20 protein-coding genes are annotated in these 20,984 nt (G+C 71.2%); 10 read left to right on the top strand and 10 right to left on the bottom strand.

Features of this window, described 5'->3' with window-relative positions; all coding sequences use genetic code 11:
• Positions 1–15: 15 nt before the first annotated feature.
• Positions 16–1,176, top strand: coding sequence for a Gfo/Idh/MocA family protein (locus tag ABT063_RS14625; RefSeq protein ID WP_351057647.1), 1,161 nt, complete (start codon positions 16–18; stop codon positions 1,174–1,176).
• Here ABT063_RS14625 and ABT063_RS14620 read toward each other — a convergent pair.
• On the bottom strand, positions 1,163–2,188 hold the full coding sequence (locus tag ABT063_RS14620; protein ID WP_351057646.1) for a LacI family DNA-binding transcriptional regulator: 1,026 nt from the start codon (positions 2,186–2,188) through the stop codon (positions 1,163–1,165). The genes ABT063_RS14625 and ABT063_RS14620 overlap by 14 nt on opposite strands.
• Before the next feature lie 133 nt (positions 2,189–2,321).
• Between ABT063_RS14620 and ABT063_RS14615 the strand changes: the two genes are divergently transcribed.
• The 4 genes from ABT063_RS14615 to ABT063_RS14600 are packed head-to-tail and all read left to right on the top strand — an operon-like array spanning position 2,322 to position 6,350.
• The gene (locus tag ABT063_RS14615; protein ID WP_351057645.1) at positions 2,322–3,485 is read left to right on the top strand and encodes a phytanoyl-CoA dioxygenase family protein; all 1,164 of its coding nucleotides are present in this window, start codon (positions 2,322–2,324) and stop codon (positions 3,483–3,485) included.
• Positions 3,486–3,497: 12 nt separating this feature from the next.
• The gene (locus tag ABT063_RS14610) at positions 3,498–4,274 is read left to right on the top strand and encodes an SDR family oxidoreductase (RefSeq protein ID WP_351057643.1); all 777 of its coding nucleotides are present in this window, start codon (positions 3,498–3,500) and stop codon (positions 4,272–4,274) included.
• Positions 4,275–4,326: 52 nt separating this feature from the next.
• Positions 4,327–5,331 (top strand): Gfo/Idh/MocA family protein, encoded by a 1,005-nt coding sequence (locus ABT063_RS14605; protein ID WP_351057642.1) that lies wholly within the window; start codon positions 4,327–4,329, stop codon positions 5,329–5,331.
• Positions 5,328–6,350: a Gfo/Idh/MocA family protein gene (locus ABT063_RS14600; protein ID WP_351057641.1), complete on the top strand. Its 1,023-nt coding sequence runs from the start codon at positions 5,328–5,330 to the stop codon at positions 6,348–6,350. The genes ABT063_RS14605 and ABT063_RS14600 overlap by 4 nt, the downstream gene beginning before the upstream one ends.
• A gap of 70 nt (positions 6,351–6,420) precedes the next feature.
• Here ABT063_RS14600 and ABT063_RS14595 read toward each other — a convergent pair whose 3' ends face one another.
• The 5 genes from ABT063_RS14595 to ABT063_RS14575 are packed head-to-tail and all read right to left on the bottom strand — an operon-like array spanning position 6,421 to position 11,384.
• Positions 6,421–7,443, bottom strand: coding sequence for a Gfo/Idh/MocA family protein (locus ABT063_RS14595; RefSeq protein ID WP_351057640.1), 1,023 nt, complete (start codon positions 7,441–7,443; stop codon positions 6,421–6,423).
• A gap of 18 nt (positions 7,444–7,461) precedes the next feature.
• A complete protein-coding gene (locus ABT063_RS14590) occupies positions 7,462–8,364 on the bottom strand; it encodes a sugar phosphate isomerase/epimerase family protein (protein WP_351057639.1) in 903 nt (300 codons plus the stop codon).
• Between the two features lies 1 nt (position 8,365).
• Positions 8,366–9,283 carry an ATP-binding cassette domain-containing protein gene (locus ABT063_RS14585; RefSeq protein WP_351057638.1) on the bottom strand — a complete coding sequence of 306 codons (918 nt, stop codon included), beginning with the start codon at positions 9,281–9,283 and terminating at the stop codon, positions 8,366–8,368.
• Between the two features lie 5 nt (positions 9,284–9,288).
• Entirely contained in the window at positions 9,289–10,365 is a 1,077-nt protein-coding gene (locus tag ABT063_RS14580; RefSeq protein WP_351057637.1) for an ABC transporter permease, read from the bottom strand.
• Positions 10,365–11,384 (bottom strand): sugar ABC transporter substrate-binding protein, encoded by a 1,020-nt coding sequence (locus tag ABT063_RS14575; protein WP_351057636.1) that lies wholly within the window; start codon positions 11,382–11,384, stop codon positions 10,365–10,367. Before ABT063_RS14575 ends, ABT063_RS14580 begins: the two co-directional genes overlap by 1 nt.
• A 298-nt stretch (positions 11,385–11,682) precedes the next feature.
• On the opposite strand from ABT063_RS14575, the gene iolC reads away from it, so the two are divergent.
• Genes iolC through ABT063_RS14550 form a run of 5 tightly spaced genes read left to right on the top strand, consistent with a single transcriptional unit; the run spans position 11,683 to position 17,186 of the window.
• A complete protein-coding gene (iolC, locus tag ABT063_RS14570) occupies positions 11,683–12,681 on the top strand; it encodes a 5-dehydro-2-deoxygluconokinase (RefSeq protein ID WP_351057635.1) in 999 nt (332 codons plus the stop codon).
• 12 nt (positions 12,682–12,693) lie between these two features.
• A complete protein-coding gene (locus tag ABT063_RS14565; protein WP_351057634.1) occupies positions 12,694–13,572 on the top strand; it encodes a Cgl0159 family (beta/alpha)8-fold protein in 879 nt (292 codons plus the stop codon).
• A 14-nt stretch (positions 13,573–13,586) separates the two neighbouring features.
• The gene (gene iolB, locus ABT063_RS14560) at positions 13,587–14,465 is read left to right on the top strand and encodes a 5-deoxy-glucuronate isomerase (protein ID WP_351057633.1); all 879 of its coding nucleotides are present in this window, start codon (positions 13,587–13,589) and stop codon (positions 14,463–14,465) included.
• 8 nt (positions 14,466–14,473) lie between these two features.
• On the top strand, positions 14,474–16,351 hold the full coding sequence (gene iolD / locus ABT063_RS14555; protein WP_351057631.1) for a 3D-(3,5/4)-trihydroxycyclohexane-1,2-dione acylhydrolase (decyclizing): 1,878 nt from the start codon (positions 14,474–14,476) through the stop codon (positions 16,349–16,351).
• Positions 16,352–16,400: 49 nt separating this feature from the next.
• Complete coding sequence (locus ABT063_RS14550; RefSeq protein WP_351057630.1) at positions 16,401–17,186, top strand: GntR family transcriptional regulator; 786 nt, start codon at positions 16,401–16,403, stop codon at positions 17,184–17,186.
• Here the strand turns inward: ABT063_RS14550 and ABT063_RS14545 are convergent.
• The 4 genes from ABT063_RS14545 to ABT063_RS14530 all read right to left on the bottom strand — a co-directional run bounded on the left by ABT063_RS14545 (position 17,176) and on the right by ABT063_RS14530 (position 20,867).
• The gene (locus ABT063_RS14545) at positions 17,176–17,979 is read right to left on the bottom strand and encodes a DUF427 domain-containing protein (RefSeq protein ID WP_351057629.1); all 804 of its coding nucleotides are present in this window, start codon (positions 17,977–17,979) and stop codon (positions 17,176–17,178) included. The genes ABT063_RS14550 and ABT063_RS14545 overlap by 11 nt on opposite strands.
• Before the next feature lie 59 nt (positions 17,980–18,038).
• On the bottom strand, positions 18,039–19,025 hold the full coding sequence (locus ABT063_RS14540; protein WP_351057628.1) for an aldo/keto reductase: 987 nt from the start codon (positions 19,023–19,025) through the stop codon (positions 18,039–18,041).
• A 94-nt stretch (positions 19,026–19,119) separates the two neighbouring features.
• The gene (locus ABT063_RS14535) at positions 19,120–19,788 is read right to left on the bottom strand and encodes an NUDIX domain-containing protein (protein ID WP_351057627.1); all 669 of its coding nucleotides are present in this window, start codon (positions 19,786–19,788) and stop codon (positions 19,120–19,122) included.
• A 59-nt stretch (positions 19,789–19,847) separates the two neighbouring features.
• Complete coding sequence (locus ABT063_RS14530; RefSeq protein ID WP_351057626.1) at positions 19,848–20,867, bottom strand: sigma-70 family RNA polymerase sigma factor; 1,020 nt, start codon at positions 20,865–20,867, stop codon at positions 19,848–19,850.
• Between the last annotated feature and the right edge of the window lie 117 nt (positions 20,868–20,984).

Here is a 20,984-nt window from a genome sequence, read left to right as displayed (position 1 = left end):
TCCAAAGAGGGGCTCATGGTGGAAGCGCTCGGTGTCGCCGTCGTCGGTTTCGGCTGGATGGGCCGGGTGCACACCCAGGCGTACGCCCGGGTCCCGCACCACTACCCGAAGCTCCCGCTGCGGCCGGAGCTCGTGACCGTCGCCGAGGACGTGCCCGGCCGAGCCGAGGAGGCCGCCGCCCAGTTCGGCTTCGCCTCGACGAGCCGGGACTGGCGCAAGGTGGCCGCCGACCCGCGCGTGCGGGCGGTGAGCATCACCGCTCCGAACTTCCTGCACCGGGAGATCGGTGTGGCGATGGCCGACGCCGGCAAGCACATCTGGATCGAGAAGCCGGTCGGTCTGACCCTGGCGGATGCCCGTGCGGTCGCCGACGCGGTCGCCAAGGCGGGCGTGCAAAGTGCCGTCGGCTTCAACTACCGCAACGCGCCCGCCGTCGAGACGGCCCGCGAGCTGATCACCACCGGTGAACTGGGCGCGGTCACGCATGTCCGGATCCGGCTGTTCAGCGACTACGCGGCGCATCCGGAGGGCGCGCTGACCTGGCGGTACGAGCGGGAGCGGGGTGGCAGCGGCGTGCTGGGCGACCTGGCCTCGCACGGCGCGGACCTGGCCCGGTACCTGCTCGGCGACATCGCGTCCCTGACCGCCGACACCGCGATCTTCCTGCCGGAGCGGGCCCGCCCCACCGGCGCCACGGCCGGTCACAGCCGCGCCTCCGGCGGCGAACTCGGCCCCGTCGAGAACGAGGACTACGTCAACTGCCTGCTGCGCTTCGCCTCCGGCGCCCGGGGCGTCCTGGAGGCCTGCCGGGTCTCGGTCGGCGAGCAGAACAACTACGGCTTCGAGGTGCACGGCACCAAGGGCGCGGTGTTCTGGGACTTCCGCCGGATGAACGAGCTGCGCGTCAGCCGGGGCACGACGTACCAGGACCAGCCCGTCAGCACGGTGTACGTCGGTCCCGGTGACGGCGAGTTCGGCGCCTTCCAGCCGGGCGCGGCGAACGCCATGGGCTACGACGACCTCAAGGTCGTCGAGGCGTACCGCTTCCTGCGCTCGGTCGCCGAGGGCACGTCGTACGGGGCCACCCTCGCGGACGCCGTGCACAGTGCCGCCGTACTGGAGGCGATGGTGCGGTCCGCCGAGAGCGGCTCCTGGACCGACGTCACAGCGACGTAGGCATGTTGTAGGGAGTCACCACCTGGATCGCGGAGGGCTGCGTGGGTCCCGCGGGCGGCAGGGCGCCGTGGGCGCGCATCACGGTGTGGCAGGCCTCGCGCATGTCCTGGCGCAGGTCGTGGTGGAGCACGGCGGACAGGCGGTGCTCGCGCAGCAGCCGGGTGTTGTCGTGGTCGAGGTCGTGGGCGACGAAGACCCCGCACTCCCGCCCGGCGTCCTCGAAGGCGCGCAGGGTGGCGATGTTGCCGCCGCCGATGGAGTAGACGGCACGGATGTCCGGGTCGCGTTTCAGCGCGGCCCGGACGAGGTCGTACTGGGTGGCATCCAGGCCCTGGCCCTCGGCGATCTCGACGAGCGCGCGGTCCGGGTGCCGGGCGCGCATGGCGCTGCGGAAGCCCATCTCGCGCTCCTCCTCGTTGCGGAAGAAGCCGCTGCTGAGGCTGGTGAGCACATTGCCGGGGCGCTCGCCCAGCCACTGGCCCATGAGGTAGGCGGCCGTCGCGCCCGCCGCCCGGTTGTCGATGCCGACGTAGGCGAGCCGTGCGGTGGCGGGCAGGTCGGTCACCAGCGTCACCACCGGGATGCCCGCCTCGGCGAGCCGGTCGACGGCCGCCGTGACCTCGGGGACGTCCGGGGCCTTGAGGACCACGCCCTGCGAGCCGCGGCGGGCTATCCGGTCCAGCGTCCTGGTCAGCTCCTGGACCGGCCCGGTCTCCCGGAAGTGGAAGCGCGAGCGCACGACGGCCGGGTGCAGGGACGGCAGCTCGGCCTCCAGGGCGGCGCGTACGGCGGTGGAGAACCGCTCCGGCGTCTGCATCACGATGTCGATCATGAAGGTGCGGCCGACCAGCCGGACCTGGGTGCGCTGCCGGTCCAGGTCGGCGATGGCCTGGTGGACCTCCCGGGCGGTGCTCTCGCGCACGCCGCCCCGGCCGTTGAGGACCCGGTCGACGGTGGCCTCGCTCAGGCCCGCCTGACGTGCGATCTCCCGGATCGGGTAGGGGTGACCCACGGCAGGCTCCTTGAGGGGTTTTTGATGGCTCGCTGCTGGTTGTTCGAGGGGTTTGTGCTGACAAGAATGGCAGAGCCGTGTCGCTCCCCGTGACCGGAAGCGTGTCGCTCCCCGTGACCGAAAGAGGACGAGGATGTCCCTCACCGCCGCCCAGCACCCTGCCTGGCTGACCGAGCAGGACTGCGACCTCGACGTCCTCCGCTCACTCGTCGAACGCACGACGGACATCAGCGCCTACCCGCACGCCTCGGCGGTCGAGAGCGACATCCTCGTCTACGACAGCGAGCGGCTCCGCGTGGCCGGAGCCGGGCGTGCGATGCGGGCCGAACTGGTCCGCGCGCTCACCGACGGCCCCGGCATCGTGGTCTTCCGGGGCGCCTTCCCGGACGCGGCGGTCGACCGGCTCACCAGTGTCTTCGAGGCCCTGCTGGCCGAGCAGCGTGCCTCGGGCGCGGACGCGGTTGATCACTTCGCCACGCCGGGCGCGAACGACCGGGTGTGGAACGCGCTGGAGAAGGCGGCCCTCTACGACCCCGAGGTGTTCGCCGACTACTACGCGAGCGAGGTCCTGGCGCTGGTCTCGGCCGCCTGGCTGGGCCCCGGCTACCAGGTGACCTCGCAGGTCAACGTGGTCAACCCGGGCGGCGCCGCGCAGACCGCGCACCGCGACTACCACCTGGGGTTCCTCTCGAACGAGGCGGCGGCCGCCTATCCCGCGCACGTGCACCGCCTCTCCCCCGTGCTCACGCTGCAGGGCGCGGTGGCGCACTGCGACATGCCCGTCGAGTCGGGCCCGACGCTCTACCTGCCGTACTCGCAGACGTACGAGCCCGGCTACCTGGCCTGGCGGCTGCCGGAGTTCCAGGCGTACTTCAAGGCGCACCACGTCCAGCTCCCGCTGGCGAAGGGCGACGCCGTCTTCTTCAACCCGGCGGTGTTCCACGCCGCCGGCACCAACCGCACGCTGGACGTGCGGCGCGTCGCCAATCTGCTCCAGGTGTCCTCGGCCTTCGGGCGGGCCATGGAGACGGTGGACCGGGAGGCGGTGGCGAACGCGGTCTTCCCCGTACTGCGCAGGCGCCGGGCCGAGGGCATCGGCGAGGAGTGGCTGGAGCGGGTGATCGCCGCGAGCGCCGAGGGCTACCCGTTCCCCACCAACCTCGACAGCGACCCGCCGGTGGACGGTCTGGCCCCGCCCTCGCAGGCGGACGTCGTACGGCGGGCGCTGCACGAAGGATGGACCCCGCGGGCTCTACGGGACGAGCTGCGAGCCGGCACCACACGGCGCGAGAGCTGAAAGGGCCTGGAATTGGGACTTCTCGACGACAAGGTCGTCCTCGTCAACGGCGGCAGCCAGGGAGTGGGCGCCGCCATCGCCCGGGCCGCGGTCCGCGAAGGGGCGCAGGTCGCCGTCACCGGGCGGCGCCCGGAGCCGGGCGAGGCGCTGGTGACGGAGCTGGCCGCGGCCGGCGGCAAGGCGATGTTCGTGCAGGCCGACCTGGCGGACGCCGAGCAGGCCAGGACTTCCGTGGCCGAGGTGGCCGCCGCGTACGGCCGCGTCGACTGCCTGGTCAACTCGGCCGGCCTCACCTCCCGGGGCACGCTGCTCGACACCACGCCCGAGTTGTTCGACCAGCACATCGCGATCAACCTCAAGGCGCCGTTCTTCGCCATGCAGGCCGCGGTCGCGGACATGGTGGCGCGGAAGGCTCCCGGCACGGTCGTCAACATCATCACGTCCTCGGCGCACGGCGGGCAGCCGTTCCTCGCCCCGTACGTCGCCGCCAAGGCCGGGCTCGTCGGTCTGACCCGCAACGCGGCGCACGCGCACCGGTTCGACCGGGTCCGCATCAACGGCCTGAACATCGGCTGGACCGCCACCGAGGGCGAGGACGCCACGCAGAAGACCTTCCACGGCGCGGGGGACGACTGGCGCGAGCAGGCGGCCGCCCGGCTGCCGATGGGCAAGCTAGGCCAGCCGGACGAAATCGCCGACTTCGTCGTCTTCCTGCTGTCGGACCGGTCCGGCGTGGTCACCGGTTCGGTGATCGACTGGGACCAGAACGTGCTCGGCGGACTCGACTGACCTCCCTGCGAAAACACCGCACCCTCCCGCACCCTCCAAGGAGCAACACCCCATGCGTATCGGAATCCTCGGCCTCGGCCGCATCGGCGCCTTCCACGCCGAGACCCTCTCCGGACTCGACGCGGTCGAGTCGCTCGTGCTCACCGACCCGTTCGCGGACGCCGCCAAGGCCGCCGCGGAGCGGTTCGGCGGCGAGGTCGTGGACTCGCCCGAGGCTCTGCTGGCCGCCGGGGTGGACGGCATCGTGGTCGCGGCCGCGACGGACGCCCACCCCGCGCTGATCCTGGCCGGGGTCGAGGCCGGCATCCCCGTCTTCTGCGAGAAGCCCGTCGCCAGGACCATGGCCGAGGGCGTCGAGGTGCTCAAGACCGTCGAGGGCAAGGGCGTGCCGATCCAGATCGGCTACAACCGCCGCTTCGACGCCGGTTTCGTCGCCGCCCGGGCCGCCGTGCAGGCCGGTGAGCTCGGCAAGCTGCACACCGTACGGTCGACCACGCTGGACCCGGCGCCGCCGCCGGCCGCGTACATCGCCGCCTCCGGAGGCATCTTCCGGGACTGCTCGGTGCACGACTTCGACATCATCCGCTGGGTGACCGGCCGCGAGGTGACCGAGGTGTACGCCGTCGGCGGCAACCGCGGCGCCGACTACATCAAGGAGGCGGGCGACGCCGACACCACCGGCGCGCTCCTCACCCTCGACGACGGCACCATCGCGGTGATCTCCAACTCCCGCCACAACGCCCGGGGTTACGACGTCCGCATGGAGATCCACGGCTTCACGGACTCCATCGCCGTCGGCCTGGAGGACAAGCTGCCGCTGCGCTCCGTGGAGCCCGGTGTGACCTTCCCGGCGGGCACCCCGCACGACTTCTTCATGGACCGCTTCACCGAGGCCTACCGCGCCGAACTCACCGCGTTCACCGAGGTCGTGGCCGGCACCCGGCCCTCCCCCTGCACGATCGAGGACGCCCTGGAGGCCGGCTGGATCGCCGAGGCGTGCACACTGTCGCTTCAGGAGCACCGCCCCGTGACGATCCAGGAGGTACGACAGGCATGAGCGAACCGGGCCGGGAACCGCTGCGCATAGGAATACTGGGCGCGGCACGCATCACCGAACGCGCCCTCGTGGACCCGGCCCGGGCGGTCGGCCACCGCCTCGTCGCGGTGGCCGCCCGCGACCGGTCCCGCGCCGAGGCCTTCGCGGCGGCGCACGGCGTGGAACGGGTGGCCGCCTCGTACGCCGATCTGCTCGCCGACCCCGAGGTCGAGGCCGTCTACAACCCGCTCGCCAACGGCCTGCACGGGCCGTGGAACCTCGCCGCGCTCGCGGCGGGCAAGCACGTCCTGTCGGAGAAGCCGTCGGCGAGCAACGCCGCGGAGGCCGCCGAGGTGCGGGAGGCGGCCGCGAAGGCGGGCACCGTCTTCATGGAGGGCTTCCACTACCTCTTCCACCCCGTCACCCGGCGCCTGCACGAGATTGTGGCCTCCGGCGAGCTCGGGGAGCTGCGGCGGGTGGAGGCCCTGGTCGCGATTCCCGCGCCCGACGACTCCGACCCGCGCTGGTCGCTGCCGCTCGCGGGCGGCGCCCTGATGGACCTGGGCTGCTACAGCCTGCACGCGGTGCGGATGCTCGCACCGTGGGCGGGCGGCGCGCCGAAGCTCGTCTCCGCGCGGGGCGGGGAGCGGGCGGGGGCGCCGGGCGTCGACGAGTGGCTGGACGCCGAGCTGGCGTTCCCGGGCGGGGCCGCCGGGTCCGCGCGCTGTCACATGGCGTACGACGAGCTGGAGATGAGCTGCCGGATCATCGGCTCCCTGGGGGAGGCGAGCGCGCCGAACTTCGTGCTGCCGCACCTCGACGACCGGGTCGTGGTGCGTACGGCGGAGGGCGAGCGGACGGAGCGGCTCGGTACGCGGTCGTCGTACACCTACCAGCTGGAGGCGTTCGCGGACCGGGTGCGCGGTGGCGGTCCGCTGCCGCTGGACGCGGACGACGCGCTGGCGACGATGTCGCTGATCGACGACAGCTACCGCGCGGCCGGGTTCGAGCCGCGACCGCGCACGACGCTCGCGGGCTGACGGGCGGGCATGAAGAGAGGGCCGGGGTGCCATCCCCCGGCCCTCAGCAATGTCGCCTGACTGATGACCGTCAATCTCTGTACAGCGCAGGCTTGTCGACCAGCTCCACGGCCACCCGGCCGCCGTCCTCCAGCGCCCGCACCCCCGCCTCGCACACGGCCGCCGCGGCGTAGCCGTCCCACACGCTCGGGCCGGTGATCTCGCCGCGGCGGGTGGCGTCGACCCAGGCCTGGACCTCGCGGTCGTAGGCGTCGGCGAAGCGTTCGGTGAAGTCCTGGGCGATGGTGCCGCCCCAGCGGCCGGCCATGTTGGTGACCAGGGCGTGGCCGTCGCCGATGCGGGCGGTGCCGCGTTCGCAGACCACCTCGGCCTGGACCTGGTAGCCGAAGCCGCAGTTGACGAAGATCTCCACGTCGACGACCGCGCCGCCGTCCGTCTCGAAGACGACGAACTGCGGGTCCTGCAGGGCGTCCGGCGCGTTCGCGGACGGCCTCGGGCGCAGCACGGTGACGGCCGTGATCTCCTGGCCGAGCAGCCAGCGGGTCGCGTCCGTCTCGTGTGCCACGGAGTCGCTGATGAGCATGTCGCTGGTGAAGAAGGGCGGGCTGGCCACGTTGCGGTGCCGGTTGTGCACCATCAGCGGTCGGCCCAACTGGCCTGTTCCCAGCAGAGACTTGAGCTTGACGTACTCGGCGTCGTAGCGCCGCATGAAGCCGACCTGCACGCGGCGCCGGCCCAGCTTCTGTTCGGCCTCCATCACCCGCAGCGCGGAGGCCGCGTCGGGAGTGAGCGGCTTCTCGCACAGCACCGGCAGGTCGTGCTCGAAGGCCGCCAGCAGGGTGGCCTCGTGGACCGGGCCCGGGGAGGCGATCAGGACCGCGTCGACGTCGGCCGCCGCCATCGCGGCGGCCGGGTCGGTGTAGGCGGTGCAGCCGTCGACGGGGGCCGCGACCTGCTTGGCGCGTTCCGCGTCGACGTCCACGACGGCGGTCACCCGGGCCCCGCTGGTGACCTGATCGATACGGCGCACGTGGTCGGCGCCCATTCTTCCGGTACCGATGACCGCGACTCCAAGGGTGGCGCGCTCAGTCATGGCCGTCCTTTCGGGTCGTCAGGCGCCGCAGGACCTCAGGAACTTGCGGGTGCGCACCGCGATCGGCAGCGGCTTGTCCGGTTCGCACGGGTACATGTCCTGCTCGACGATCGCGAACAGGTCCACCCCGAGCTTCTGGGCCGCGACCAGCACCGGCTCCAGCTCCGGTACGCCGGACGGCGGCTCGCACATCACTCCGCGCTGTACGGCGGGGCCGAACGGCACCTCGTTCTTGACGACGTCGGCGAGGATCTCCGGGTCGACCTGCTTGAGGTGCAGATAGCCGATGCGTTCGCCGTACGTCTCGATGAGCTTGACGCTGTCGCCGCCGCAGTAGGCGTAGTGCCCGGTGTCCAGGCACAGGTTGACCAGGTCGGAGTCGGTCGAGTCGAGGAATCGCTCGACGTGGTCCTCGGTGTCGATGTGGGTGTCGGCGTGCGGGTGCACGACGATGTCGAGGCCGTACGCCTCCTTCACCTCGTGCCCGAGCCGCTCCATGCCCTTGGTCAGGTGGGCCCACTGCTCGCCGGTGAGCTCCGGCGGCTCCAGGATCTCGGCGGTCTTGTCGTCCCGCCAGAAGGACGGGATCACCACCAGGTGCCGCGCGCCCATGGCCTGGGTGAGCGCGGCGACCTGGCTGACGTGCTCCCAGGTGGACTCCCAGACCGAGGGCCCGCGGTGCAGGCCGGTGAAGACCGTGCCCGCGGAGACCGTCAGGTTCCGCCTGGTCACCTCGTCGGTGAGCCGGGCCGGGTCCGTCGGCAGGTAGCCGTACGGGCCCAGCTCGATCCAGGAGTAACCGGCCTCGGTGACCTCGTCCAGGAAGCGTTCCCAGGGCACCTGCCGCGGGTCGTCGGGGAACCAGACGCCCCAGGAGTCGGGAGCCGACCCGACCCGGATGCGGTCCAGCGCAGGGGCCATCTCAGGACTTCCCTTCGCCGGTGCTCGCCAGGGGCGCGGTGAGGTCTTCCTCTTCGGGGAGCTCTTCGACGTCCACGCCCCGGACCTGTGCCAGCTCGTGCTTGAGGGCGGCGAGTTCGGTGCCGCCGGCCATGTGGTTGGTCAGCTCCTCGAGCGTGATCCGGCTGCGCTCGGCGGACAGCTCCATCGTGCCGAGGCGCAGCACGCTGAAGTGGTCGCCGACCATGTAGGCGTGGTGGGGGTTGTGGGTGATGAAGATGACGCCCAGGCCGCGGTCGCGGGCGGCGGCGATGTACTTCAGCACCACACCGGACTGCTTCACACCGAGGGCGGCGGTCGGCTCGTCAAGGATCAGCACGCGGGCACCGAAGTACACCGCGCGGGCGATCGCCACACACTGGCGCTGGCCGCCCGACAGGGTGCCGATGGGCTGCTCCATGTCGTCGAGGATGATGCCCATGTTGCGCAGTTCCTCGTCGGCGGTCTTCTTCATCCGCTCGATGTCCAGGCGGCGGATGGGCCAGGGGCCCTTGGTCATCTCGGAGCCGAGGAAGAAGTTGCGCCACACCGGCATCAGCGGCACGACCGCGAGGTCCTGATAGACGGTGGCGATGCCCTTGTCAAGGGCCTCACGCGGGGTGGAGAAGCGCACCGGTTCGCCGTCGACGAGGAAGTCGCCCTCGGTGTGCTGGTGCAACCCCGAGATGATCTTGATCAGGGTCGACTTGCCGGCGCCGTTGTCGCCGAGCACGCAGGTGACCTGGTTGGGGTAGACCTTCAGGTCCACACCGTGCAGGGCACGGATATTGCCGTACGACTTGCCCGCCCCGCGCAGTTCGACGATCGCCGCATCCTTGTCGGCCACGGGTGCGTCGTCCGCGAGGACGGCGCCATGGGTGCCGGTTTCCTTGCTTGTCATTCCAGTCACCTCCGGGTCGCCGTGCGCCGGACCCACAGATTGATGAGGACGGCGCCCAGGAGCATCACGCCGAGGAAGGCCTTGAACCAGTCGGGGTTCCAGCCCGCGTAGACGATGCCTTGCTGCACCAGGCCGAACATGAACGCGCCGAAGACCGGGCCGATCGCCGAGCCGGCGCCGCCGGTCAGCAGACAGCCGCCGATCACCGCCGCCGAGATGTAGATCAGCTCGATACCGACGCCTTCGCCGGACTGCACGGTGTTGAAGGAGAACAGCTGGTGCATCCCGACGAACCAGGCACCGAGGCCGACCAGCATGAACAGGGAGATCTTGGTGAAGGTCACCGGCACACCGACGGCCCGCGCGCTGTCCTTGTTGCCGCCGACCGCGAAGATCCAGTTGCCGTACTTGGTACGCAGCAGCATCCACGTGGCCAGGGCCGCGAAGACCAGCCAGTAGAAGACCGTGATCTTCACCTGGACGCCGCCGATGCCGAACGACGAGGCGAAGATGTTCTGCGCCTGGGCGAAGCCGTCCATGTCGCTGATGTCGTCGGTGGCCACGTTGCCGGTGACCAGCTTGGTCACCGCCAGGTTGACGCCCTGAAGGATCAGGAACATACCCAGGGTGATCAGGAAGCTGGGCAGTCCGGTCTTGACGACCAGCCATCCGTTGAGGAAGCCGACCGCCAACGACACGATCAGCGCGACGATCACGCCCACCCACACGTTCATGGTCAGCTGATAGCTGATCATGCTCGCGGTGAGCGCCGAGGTGATCACCGCGACACCGGCGGAGAGGTCGAACTCGCCGCCGATCATCAGCAGCGCCACGGGAAGGGCCATGATCCCGATCGTCGACGACTGGTACAGGATGTTGGCCATCGAGCTGCCGTCACGCACCGGCGGGGCCGCCACGAGGAAGAAGACGTACACCGCGACCGCGCCGAGGAAGACACCCACCTCTGGACGGGCGAGCAGCCGCAGGGCCAAGGAGCGTTGTGAGGTGCGGCCGTCGGTTTCCTTCGGTTCGGGAGCCGGCGGCGTGCTCACCGCCGGCGCAGCCTGCTGGGTCATACTCATCACCGAGTGCCCTTCGCGGCGAACTTGGCGACGGCGTCGACGTTGGACTTGTCGACGAAGGCCGGGCCGGTCAGCACCGGCTGCTCACCACCGCCGCTGTAGTTGCCGTTGTTCTTGTAGAGCCACAGGGAGTCGATCGCCAGGTAACCCTGGAGGTAGGGCTGCTGGTCGACGGCGAACTGGATCGTGCCCTGGTCGATGGCGCTGGTCAGGTCCTTGTTGAGGTCGAAGGTCGCGATCTTGGCCTTGCTGCCGGCGTCGGACAGCGACTGCACCGCCGTCAGCGCGAAGGGGGCGCCGAGGGTGACGACGTAGTCGATGGACTTGTCCTGGCTGAGCTTGGCGGTGATCGTCGACTTCACGGACGGCATGTCGGTACCGTTGACGAAGAGCGTCTGCAGCTTGCCCGAGAAGGTCTTCTTCACGCCGTCGCAGCGCTGGGTGAGGCCGATGTTGCCCTGCTCCTGGATGACACAGACGGCGTTCTTGGCGCCGGACTCGTTCAGCCTCTTGCCGAGGGCCTCGCCCGCCACGGCCTCGTCCTGCCCGAAGAACTCCATCAGGCCGAGCTTCTGCCAGTCGCTCACACCGGAGTTGAGGCCGACCACGGGTATGTTCGCGGACTTCGCCTTGGCCACGACGTCCTTCATGGCGTCCGGCTTCGCCAGCGTGATCGCGATGCCGTCGACCTTCTGGTCGATCGCGTTCTGCACCAGGTTGGCCTGGTCGCCCGCGTTCGGGCTGCTGGAGTAGACGAGCTGGATGTTGTCCTTGGCGGCGGCGGCCTCGGCGCCCTTGCGGACGATGTCCCAGAAGGTGTCACCGGCCGACTGGTGGGTGACCAGGGCGACCCTCATCCGGGGTGTGGTGGCCTTGCCTGCGGAGGCTCCCGCCTCCCCCTCCTCGGATTTCTTGCCGCCGGAGCTGCTGGAGCAGCCTGCGAGGGTCAGGGCCGCTGCCGCGGCCAGAGCCACAACCGGGGCGAATCCGCGGGAGTGGAAGCGAGAAGAGCGGTCCATCTGTCCTGCACCTCACTGTGCGACGGGAGATCGTCGGAAAAGGGGGCGGGGATCACGGGGATCCGGGGGCCCGGGAGCTTAAGCGGGCCGGGTCTTGTGCCGCAAACGCGACTGTTGTGCGTTGGGACGGGATCCAATCCCTTGCCGCGCCCGCTGTCAATACTTTGTTAAGACATCATTTCACAAGCAGGTCCGAATGTAAGTACAAACTATTGACACGGTCGCCCTCCGCGCCCTACACCTGGGAGGCGGCAGGCCCTGGGGCCCGCACCCCAGCCCGGATCGAGGAGCGTCGCGCATGGCCGAGTCAGTCCAGCACTTCGACTTGATCAGTATGGGCCGTATCGGAGTTGATCTCTACCCGCTGCAGTCCGGCGTCCCCTTGGCGCGCGTGGAGTCCTTCGGGAAGTTCCTCGGGGGCTCGGCCGCGAACGTGGCGGTCGCCGCCGCCCGGCTCGGCCGCTCCACCGCCGTCATCACCCGTACCGGTGCCGACCCCTTCGGCGCCTACCTGCACGAAACCCTCACGGAGTTCGGCGTCGACAACCGCTGGGTGACACCGGTGGACGCCTACCCGACCCCGGTGACGTTCTGCGAGATCTTCCCGCCGGACGACTTCCCGCTCTACTTCTACCGTCGTCCGAAGGCCCCCGACCTGGAGATACACACCGACGAGCTGGACTACTTCGCCATCCGCGCGGCCCGGATCTTCTGGATCACCGGCACCGGTCTGAGCGAGGAGCCGAGCCGGTCCGCCACGCTCGCCGCCCTCAAGGCGCGCGACAAGGCGGGCACGACCGTCTTCGACCTCGATTGGCGCCCCGCGCTGTGGAGTGACACAGCCTGGAGAGACCCTGAGGAGGCCCGCCCCTACTACGCCGAGGCCCTGCGCCACGCGACCGTGGCGGTCGGCAACCTCGACGAGTGCGAGGTCGCCACCGGTGTCCGCGAACCGCGTGCCTGCGCGGAGGCGTTGCTGGCGGCGGGCGTGGAACTGGCCGTGGTGAAGCAGGGGCCGCAGGGGGTACTCGCCGTGCACCGCGACGGCACCGCCGCCGAAGTGCCGCCGGTGCCGGTCGAGGTGGTCAACGGTCTCGGCGCGGGTGACGCGTTCGGCGGCGCGCTGTGCCACGGCCTGCTCTCCGGCTGGGAGTTGGAGAGGACCGTGCGGTTCGCGGGTGCGGCCGGCGCGCTCGTCGCCTCCCGTCTCGCCTGCTCCGCGGCGATGCCGACCGGGTCCGAGGTGGAGGACCTCCTCGCGGGCACGAGCGCCCCGGCGCCGAGCACGACTGCCTGAACGGAGCTTGTCTTGAGCATCAGCATCCCCGACCTCACCACGGTCCGGGCCCGGCATCCGGAGGCGATCGCCGAGGCCGCGGCGCGCCGGGTGCGCCGCCCGCTGATCGGCGACAGCGGCCGGCTGATGATCGTGGCCGCCGACCATCCGGCGCGCGGCGCCCTGGGCGTCGGCGACCGCCGGCTCGCCATGGCCGACCGGGCGGACCTGCTGGAACGTCTGTGTGTCGCGCTGTCCCGGCCCGGTGTCGACGGGGTGCTCGCCACCGCCGACATCCTGGAGGATCTGCTGCTGCTCGGGGCGCTTGACGACAAGGTTGTCATGGGCTCGATGAACCGCGGCGGCCTGGCGGGCGCCGCGTTCGAGATGGACGACCGCTTCACCGGCCACCGTGCCGAGGACCTCGTCCGGCTCCGTTTCGACGCGGGCAAGCTGCTGCTGCGCATCGACTACGACGACCCCGGTTCGCTGGCCACCCTGGAGTCCACCGCCCGTGCCGTCGACGCGATGGCCGCGCGTCAACTCCCGCTGTTCATCGAGCCGTTCATCTCGCGCCGGATCGACGGGGCGGTCCGCAACGATCTGTCGGCCGAGGCCGTCACCCGTTCCATCGCCATCGCCTCGGGCCTGGGCGGCACCTCCGCCTACACGTGGCTGAAGCTCCCGGTCACCGAGGATCCCGACGACATGGCCGAGGTCCTGTCGGCCTCCACGCTGCCCGCCGTGCTGCTCGGTGGCGAGGTCGGCGACGACCAGCAGGCCGCGTACGAGCGCTGGCGCAAGACGCTCGGGCTGCCCACCGTGCGGGGTCTGGTGGTCGGCCGGTCCCTGCTCTACCCGGCCGAGGGCGATGTGGCCACGGCCGTGGACACCGCCGTCGGCCTGTTGTGACACGGAGGCACACGATGACGTATCACCTTCCCGCGGGAAAGGCGCTCGGCGGCCCGTACGTCGTGGACGTGACGCCCGAGAAAGCCGGCTGGGGCTACTCGAGCCTGCGGATCCTGGAACTGCCGCCCGGCGGCTCGCACACCTTCGACACCGGTGACAGCGAGTGGATCGTCCTCCCGCTCACCGGCGGCTGCACGGTGGCCGGCACCGACGACTTCGGCCACTCGGCCTTCGAACTGGCCGGCCGCGACAGCGTGTTCAGCGCCGTCAGCGACTTCGCGTACGTGCCGCGCGACGCCCGTACGACCGTCCTGGCCCCCGAGGGCGGACGCTTCGCGTTGACCGGCGCCCGCTGCACCCGCCGGCTGCCCGCCCGCTACGGACCGGCGTCGTCGGTGCCGGTGGAACTGCGCGGGACCGGGAACTGCTCCCGGCAGGTGAACAACTTCGGTGCCGCGGGGTCGTTCGAGTGCGACAAGCTCATCGCGGTCGAGGTGCTCACCCCGGCAGGCAACTGGTCGTCCTTCCCGCCGCACAAGCACGACGAGCACCGCCCCGGCGAGGAGTCCGTCCTGGAGGAGATCTACTACTTCGAGATCGACGGCCCGAACGGCTTCGGCTATCAGCGCGTCTCCCCGTCCGGACAGGGCCGGGGCACGGACGTCCTGGCCGAGGTGCACGGCGGCGACGTCGTACTGATCCCCGACGGCTGGCACGGTCCCTCCATGGCCGCGCCCGGTCACCACATGTACTACCTCAACGTCATGGCGGGTCCGGAGCCCGAGCGGGCCTGGCTGATCCGCGACCATCCCGATCACGCGTGGATCCGCGACACCTGGCCCGAGCAGCCCGTCGACCCCCGTCTGCCCCTCTACACCGCCCCTTCCCAGTGAGGTCCCCGATGAGCCACCCGACCAGCATCCGCCTGACCGTCGCCCAGGCGCTGGTGCGGTTCCTGTCCGCCCAGTACACCGAGCGGGACGGCGTACGGCACCGGCTCGTCGCCGGCACCTGGGGGATCTTCGGCCACGGCAACGTCGCGGGCGTCGGGCAGGCGCTCCTCGAAGCGGGCGAGGACGCGATGCCCTACCACCAGGGCCGCAACGAGCAGGCGATGGTGCACGCGGCGGTGGGGTACGCCCGCCAGCTCAACCGCCTGTCCGCGCAGGCGGTCACCACCTCGATCGGGCCGGGTGCCACGAACCTGGTCACCGGCGCGGCCCTGGCGACGATCAACCGGCTGCCGGTCCTCCTCCTGCCCGGCGACTACTTCGCCACGCGTCCGGCCGACCCGCTGCTCCAGCAGCTGGAGCACCCGACCGAGGCCGATGTGTCGGTCAACGACACGCTGCGCCCGGTGTCCAGATACTTCGACCGCGTCACCCGCCCCGAGGCGCTGATCCCCTCCGCGCTGAACGCCATGCGCGTCCTCGCCGACCCGGCCGAGACCGGCGCCGTCACCCTCGCGCTGCCGCAGGACGTGCAGGCGGAGGCCTTCGACTGGCCGGAGGAGTTCTTCGCCGAGCGGGTGTGGACCGTACGGCGTCCCGCGCCCGACCCGGTCGAGCTGGCCGAGGCCGTCCGCGCGATCCGGGCCGCCGCGCGTCCGCTGATCGTCGCCGGCGGCGGCGTGCACCACAGCGAGGCCGAGGAGGCCCTGAAGGTGCTGGTGGACGCCACCGGCATCCCGGTCGCCTCGACACAGGCGGGCAAGGGCTCGCTGCGCCACGACCACCCCGCCGACCTCGGCGGCATCGGCCACACCGGCACGGCGGCGAGCGACGACCTCGCCCGCACCGCCGACCTGGTCGTCGGGGTCGGGACGCGGTACACCGACTTCACCACCGCCTCCGGCACCCTCTTCCAGAACCCGGACGTCCGCTTCCTCAACCTCAACATCACCGCCTTCGACGCCCACAAGCTGGCGGCCCGCACCCTGGTCTGCGACGCCAGGGCGGGCCTGGAGGTCCTCGCCACGGCCCTCGAAGGCCACCGCGTGGACCCCGCGTACGAGACCGAGTACCGCGCCGGCAAGGAGCGCTGGGAGCAGGTCGTCGAGGCCGTCTACCGCGCGGCCGACGACAGCGCCGTACCGACCCAGACCCAGCTGCTCGGCGCGCTGGACGCGGTCGTGGGCGAGGACGACGTGGTGATCAACGCGGCCGGCTCGCTCCCCGGCGACCTGCACAAGCTGTGGCGGGCCCGCGGTCCGCGCCAGTACCACCTGGAGTACGGCTACTCCTGCATGGGCTACGAGATCCCGGCCGCGATCGGCGTCCAGCACGCCGCCCCCGACACGCCCGTGTGGGCGCTGGTCGGCGACGGCACGTACCTCATGATGCCGACGGAGATCGTCACGGCCGTCCAGGAGGGCCTGCCGGTCAACATGGTACTGATCCAGAACCACGGCTACGCCTCCATCGGCGGCCTGTCCGAGACGGTCGGCGGCGAGCGCTTCGGCACCGCCTACCGCCACCGGGCCGCCGACGGCACCTTCACCGGCGCCCCGCTCCCGGTCGACCTCGCCGCCAACGCGGCCAGCCTCGGCATGGACGTACTGCGGGCCAAGACCGTCCGGGAGCTGCGCGAGGCACTGGCCACGGCCCGTGCCTCGGACCGGCCGACCTGTGTGTACGTCGAGACCGACCCGACGCCGACCGCTCCCCCGGCCGAGGCCTGGTGGGACGTGCCCGTGGCCGAGGTGGCGTCCCGCGAGGCCGCGTCCAGCGCCCGCGAGACCTACGAACGCGAGGCCGCCACCCGGCGCCGCCACCTGTGACGCCCTCTCGTCCGCAGCCCGCCCCCGGCCCTTTGAGGGAGGTACGTCCATGGCGAAGACCGGCAACCACTCGCGTTCCGTGACCGCCCCCGCGCTCAGCTCTCTGGACTTCGCCCTGGACCGCGCCAGTCCGGTCCCGCTGTACTACCAGCTCGCCCAGCAGCTGGAGGCGGCGATCGAGCACGGTGTGCTCACCCCCGGCAACCTCCTGGGCAACGAGATCGACCTGTCCGTACGTCTCGGGCTGTCCCGGCCGACGGTCCGCCAGGCCATCCAGTCCCTGGTCGACAAGGGACTCCTGGTCCGGCGGCGCGGGGTCGGCACGCAGGTGGTGCACAGTCAGGTCAAGCGCCCCCTGGAGCTCAGCAGTCTGTACGACGACCTGGAGGCGGCCGGGCAGGGACCGGCCACCCGGGTCGTGCGCAACGAGGTCGTCCCGGCGACCGCCGACGTCGCGGCCGCCCTCGGGATCGCGACGGGCGGCGAGGTCACGGTCCTGGAGCGGCTGCGCTCCACGCACGGCCAGCCCGTGGCCTTCCTCTGCAACTACCTGCCCGCGACCCTGCTCGACCTCGACACCGCGCGGCTGGAGTCGACCGGCCTGTACCGGATGCTGCGCTCCGCCGGCATCACCCTGCACAGCGCCCGCCAGACCATCGGCGCCCGCAGCGCCACCGCCGGGGAGGCGGACCTCCTCGACGAGGGCGTGGGTGCGGCACTGCTGACCATGCGGCGCACGGCGTACGACGACACCGGCCGCCCGGTCGAGTACGGGACGCACATCTACCGCGCGGCCCGCTACGCCTTCGACTTCCAGCTGCTGGTCAGGCCTTGAGGCTCGCGGTGAACGGCGTGACCGGCCGCTCGAGGCGTGCGCCGTCCACGGTGATCTCCACGGCCTCGTTGTAGAAGGCGAGCAGCCCCTTCACGGCGGCCACCGGGGGCAGCGGGTCGGGGTAGCTCCAGACGATGTTCCGGGGTACGTCCGCCCCGCCCCGCCAGGTCCAGTACTGGGCGGTGCCCTTGTAGGGGCAGCCCGTGCGGTGGTCGGTGGGCTCGAACAGGTCCAGGCGGACGTCCTCGCGGGGGATGTAGTACCGCGTCGGCAGACTCGTCTCGAAGAGCAGCACCGGCCGGCGGGTGTCCGCGACGACCGTGCCGGCGACCTCGACCCGCACGTGGCGGCTGCTGGGCAGCGCGTCGACCCGTTTGTGCGGGTCGCGCGGGTGGATGAAGATCTCTTCCTCCTCCTCGTACCAGCGGTCGAGACCGGTGTCCCGGCGCCGGAACCACTCGAAGGCGAGGTGATCGGCCAGGTCGGCGGCGGGGAACGTCCAGGCCGCGTTCTCCCGCAGCTCCCCGTCCACCTCGAGGTCGTAGAAGATCCGCGATCCGGTGTGGGTGCCCGTCGCGGGGTTCTTGGCCGGGCGGAGGAGGTCCGTGCGGACCTCCCCGCGCGGGAAGGCGTACTGCGGGACGGGCAGGTCGGGCTCCCAGACGAGGACGGGATGCCGGCTGTCGACGACGGCGACCTCGCCCTTGTACCCGCGCACCCAGCGTTCGCTGGGCTCCCACAGGAGGCCTTCGGGCGTGCTCCGGACGGATCGCTCGGTGGGCAAAGTGGTCATGGATCCACTCTCCTTCGGCTCCGTCTGGAGCGTACTGCGGCGGCCTGCGACGGGCGCGTTCAGTGCGCCCCGTCGAGCCGGGCCCGCTGCTCCGCGGTCAGTTCCAGGTCCACCGCCGCGAGGTTCTCCTCCAGTTGCGCCATCGACGAGGCTCCGGCCAGCGGGACGACCGGCAGCTCGCCGCCGATCTGCCAGGCCAGGACGACCTGGTTGACGGTCGCGCCGGTCTCGCGTGCCACCTCGCGCAGGGCAGCGAGGCGGGGCGGGGTGCCCGGGTGGTCGTAACCGGGCAGCAGCGGTCGGTCGGGGTGCGCGTACGTGCCCTTCAGCAGCGGCGAGTAGGCGACCAGGGTCAGGCCGGGCTCGGCCCGCAGGTAGCCGAGCAGGTGCGGTCCTGCGGCGCCCAGGCTGCCGTCGGGGAAGATCTCGCCGGGCACGTCGGTCCGGGGCCGGAGATAGCTGTGCTCGTACTGGAGCACCTCGTAGCCGGGCAGCCCGGCGGCGGCCGCGAGGGCGCGGGCCCGCTCCACCCGCCAGACGGCGTGGTTGCTGACGCCGAGCAGGCCGACCGTGCCCTCGGCGACGAGTTCGGCGAAGCCCTCGACGGTCTCGCGCAGGGGAACGGTGTGGTCCTCGATGTGCGCGTACAGCAGGTCCAGCTTCTCGACCCCGAGCCGTTCGCGGCTGCGTTCGGCGGACTCCCGGATCACCTTCGCGGACAGGCCCTCCGGGTTGTCGACGTAGCTGGTGCCGGGGGCCAGGGGGCGGGCGCCGAGCTTGGTGGCGATGACGATCTCGTCGCCGATGCCGCGGCTCTTGCGCCAGCGTCCGAGGAGTTCCTCGCTCTGCCCGCCCTGCCCGCCGTCGATCCAGAAGGCGTAGTTGTCCGAGGTGTCGATGAAGTTCCCGCCGGCCTCGACGTACCGGTCGAGCACGTCGAAGGAGGTCTTCTCGTCCGTGCGGGAGCCGAACAGCATCGCGCCGAGCGCGAGCACACTGACCTCGCGGCGGTTCTTCGGGTCGCTGCCGATGGTGCGGTACTTCATGATGATCCTCCCGTACGTGCCCGCGGTCGGGGCACGAACGGGAGTCTTCATGCTGGAGCGCACTTGAAGTCAAGGGACTTCACGTCAAGGGACTTCACGTCCCGCGGGCGAACGGGCCCTCCAGTGCCGCCCACTGGAGCAGCATGATCGTCTTCGCGTCGGCGATCTCCCCGGTGCGGATCATCTCCAGGGCCCGGCGGAAGGGCAGTTCGAGGATCTCGATGTCCTCGCCCTCCTCGTCCAGACCGCCCCCTTCGTGGGTGCGGGTCGAGGGGCCGTAGGCGGCGGCGTAGAAGCTGACGCGTTCGGTGACCGAGCCCGGGCTCATGTAGACGTCGAAGACGTGCCGGATCTCGCCGATGGTGTGCCCGGTCTCCTCGACCACCTCGCGCCGCACGGCGATCTCCGGATGCTCGTCCTCGTCGTCGAGCAGGCCGCCGGGGGTCTCGATCAGCATCCCGTCGGGATGGCCGTTGACGTACACGGGGAAGCGGAACTGGCGGGTGAGCAGCACCGTTTCGCGTTCGGCGTCGTACAGCAGCATGGTGGCCCCGTTGCCGCGGTCGTGGGTCTCGCGCTGCTGGGTGCTCCAGGTGCCGTCGGCGTGCTGGAGGTCGAAGGTGGTGGCGCGCTCGACGTACCAGTGGCTGGACAGGAGTTTCACGTCCCGCACTTTGACCCGGGGGTTTCGGGTCAGGTCCAGGCCGGTGCGGTCGAGTCCGGTGCGGCCGCGGCGGTCGGGGGTGTCGATGCCGGCGGTCATCGGGCACCTGCCGGGGTGATGAACGAGTTGGTCATGCCCGCTTCTACCATCCCGAGGTGTCAGCTCGCCCACTCCAGCAGACGTTCCCCGGTCCCGGACGCCCGTAGCCGGGTGAGGGACTCCTTCTCCAGCTGGCGTACGCGCTCCCGGGTCAGGCCCACGTGCTGCGCCACCTCCTGCAGGGTGCGCGACCGGCCGTCGTGCAGGCCGTAGCGGAGACTGAGGATCATGGCCTCACGGGGTGGCAGGGTGCCGACGGCCTGCCTCAACTCCTCGGCGAGCGCCCGGTATTCGGCGACCTCGGGGGCCTGGAGCACCTCCGTGTCGGGGATCAGGTCGCCCACGACCGTCTCGCCGGTGTCGTCCACCGGGGTGTCCAGGCTGATCGCCTGCCGTCCGACGCGGCGCAGCCAGATGACCTTCTCGACGGCCATGCCGCTGTCCTCGGCGACCTCCTCGGCGGTGGGCCGGCGGTCCAGGGTCAGTTGCAGGCGCCGTTCCACCTTGGCCAGCTTCTGCAGCCGCTCCACCACGTGCATCGGCAGCCGCACGGAACGTGCGTGCGCCGCGAGGCCGCGCTCGATGGCCTGACGGATCCACCACGTGGCGTACGTGGAGAACTTGAACCCCTTGGTGTGGTCGAACTTCTCCACGGCCCGGATCAGGCCCAGGTTGCCCTCCTGGATGACGTCGAGGAGGGGCAGTCCCCGATGGGCGTGCCGCTTGGCCATCGCCACCACGAGCCGCAGGTTGGCCCGGACCATGTGGTCCTTGGCCGCCAGTCCGTCGCGGGCCGTCTCCTCCAGCTCCCGGCGCCGCCCCGTCGACAGCTCGCGCTCTCCCGCGTCGGCCTGCTCCAGTTCCTTCAGGGCGTGCACGCCGGCCTCCAGGCGCTGGGCGAGGTGGACCTCGTCCTCGGCGGTCAGCAGGGGCGTGGCCGCGATCTGCGTCAGGTACTGGCCGAGCAGGTCGGGCTCCTCGTCGGGCTCGGGGATCCGGTTGCGCAGCCGCGCGGTGCGGGCGGGGGCGCGACGGTCCTCTCGGGGGGCCGTCTCGGGGGTCCGTGCCTTGGGAGACATCGTTGCGTTCCTCCGTCCCCCGTCGTCTTGCTTCCTCTCCGAAAGCCTCGTACCGGAAAGCACGGGTACCCGGGGGCACGAAGAACGAACCGTGCGCCAGGTGGCCCGCGCGCACGG

Source organism: Streptomyces sp. NPDC002838 (assembly GCF_040295365.1).
Classification (GTDB): domain Bacteria; phylum Actinomycetota; class Actinomycetes; order Streptomycetales; family Streptomycetaceae; genus Streptomyces.
Note: the sequence above shows the minus strand (reverse complement) of the source record. Positions and strands in the feature narration are given on the sequence as shown.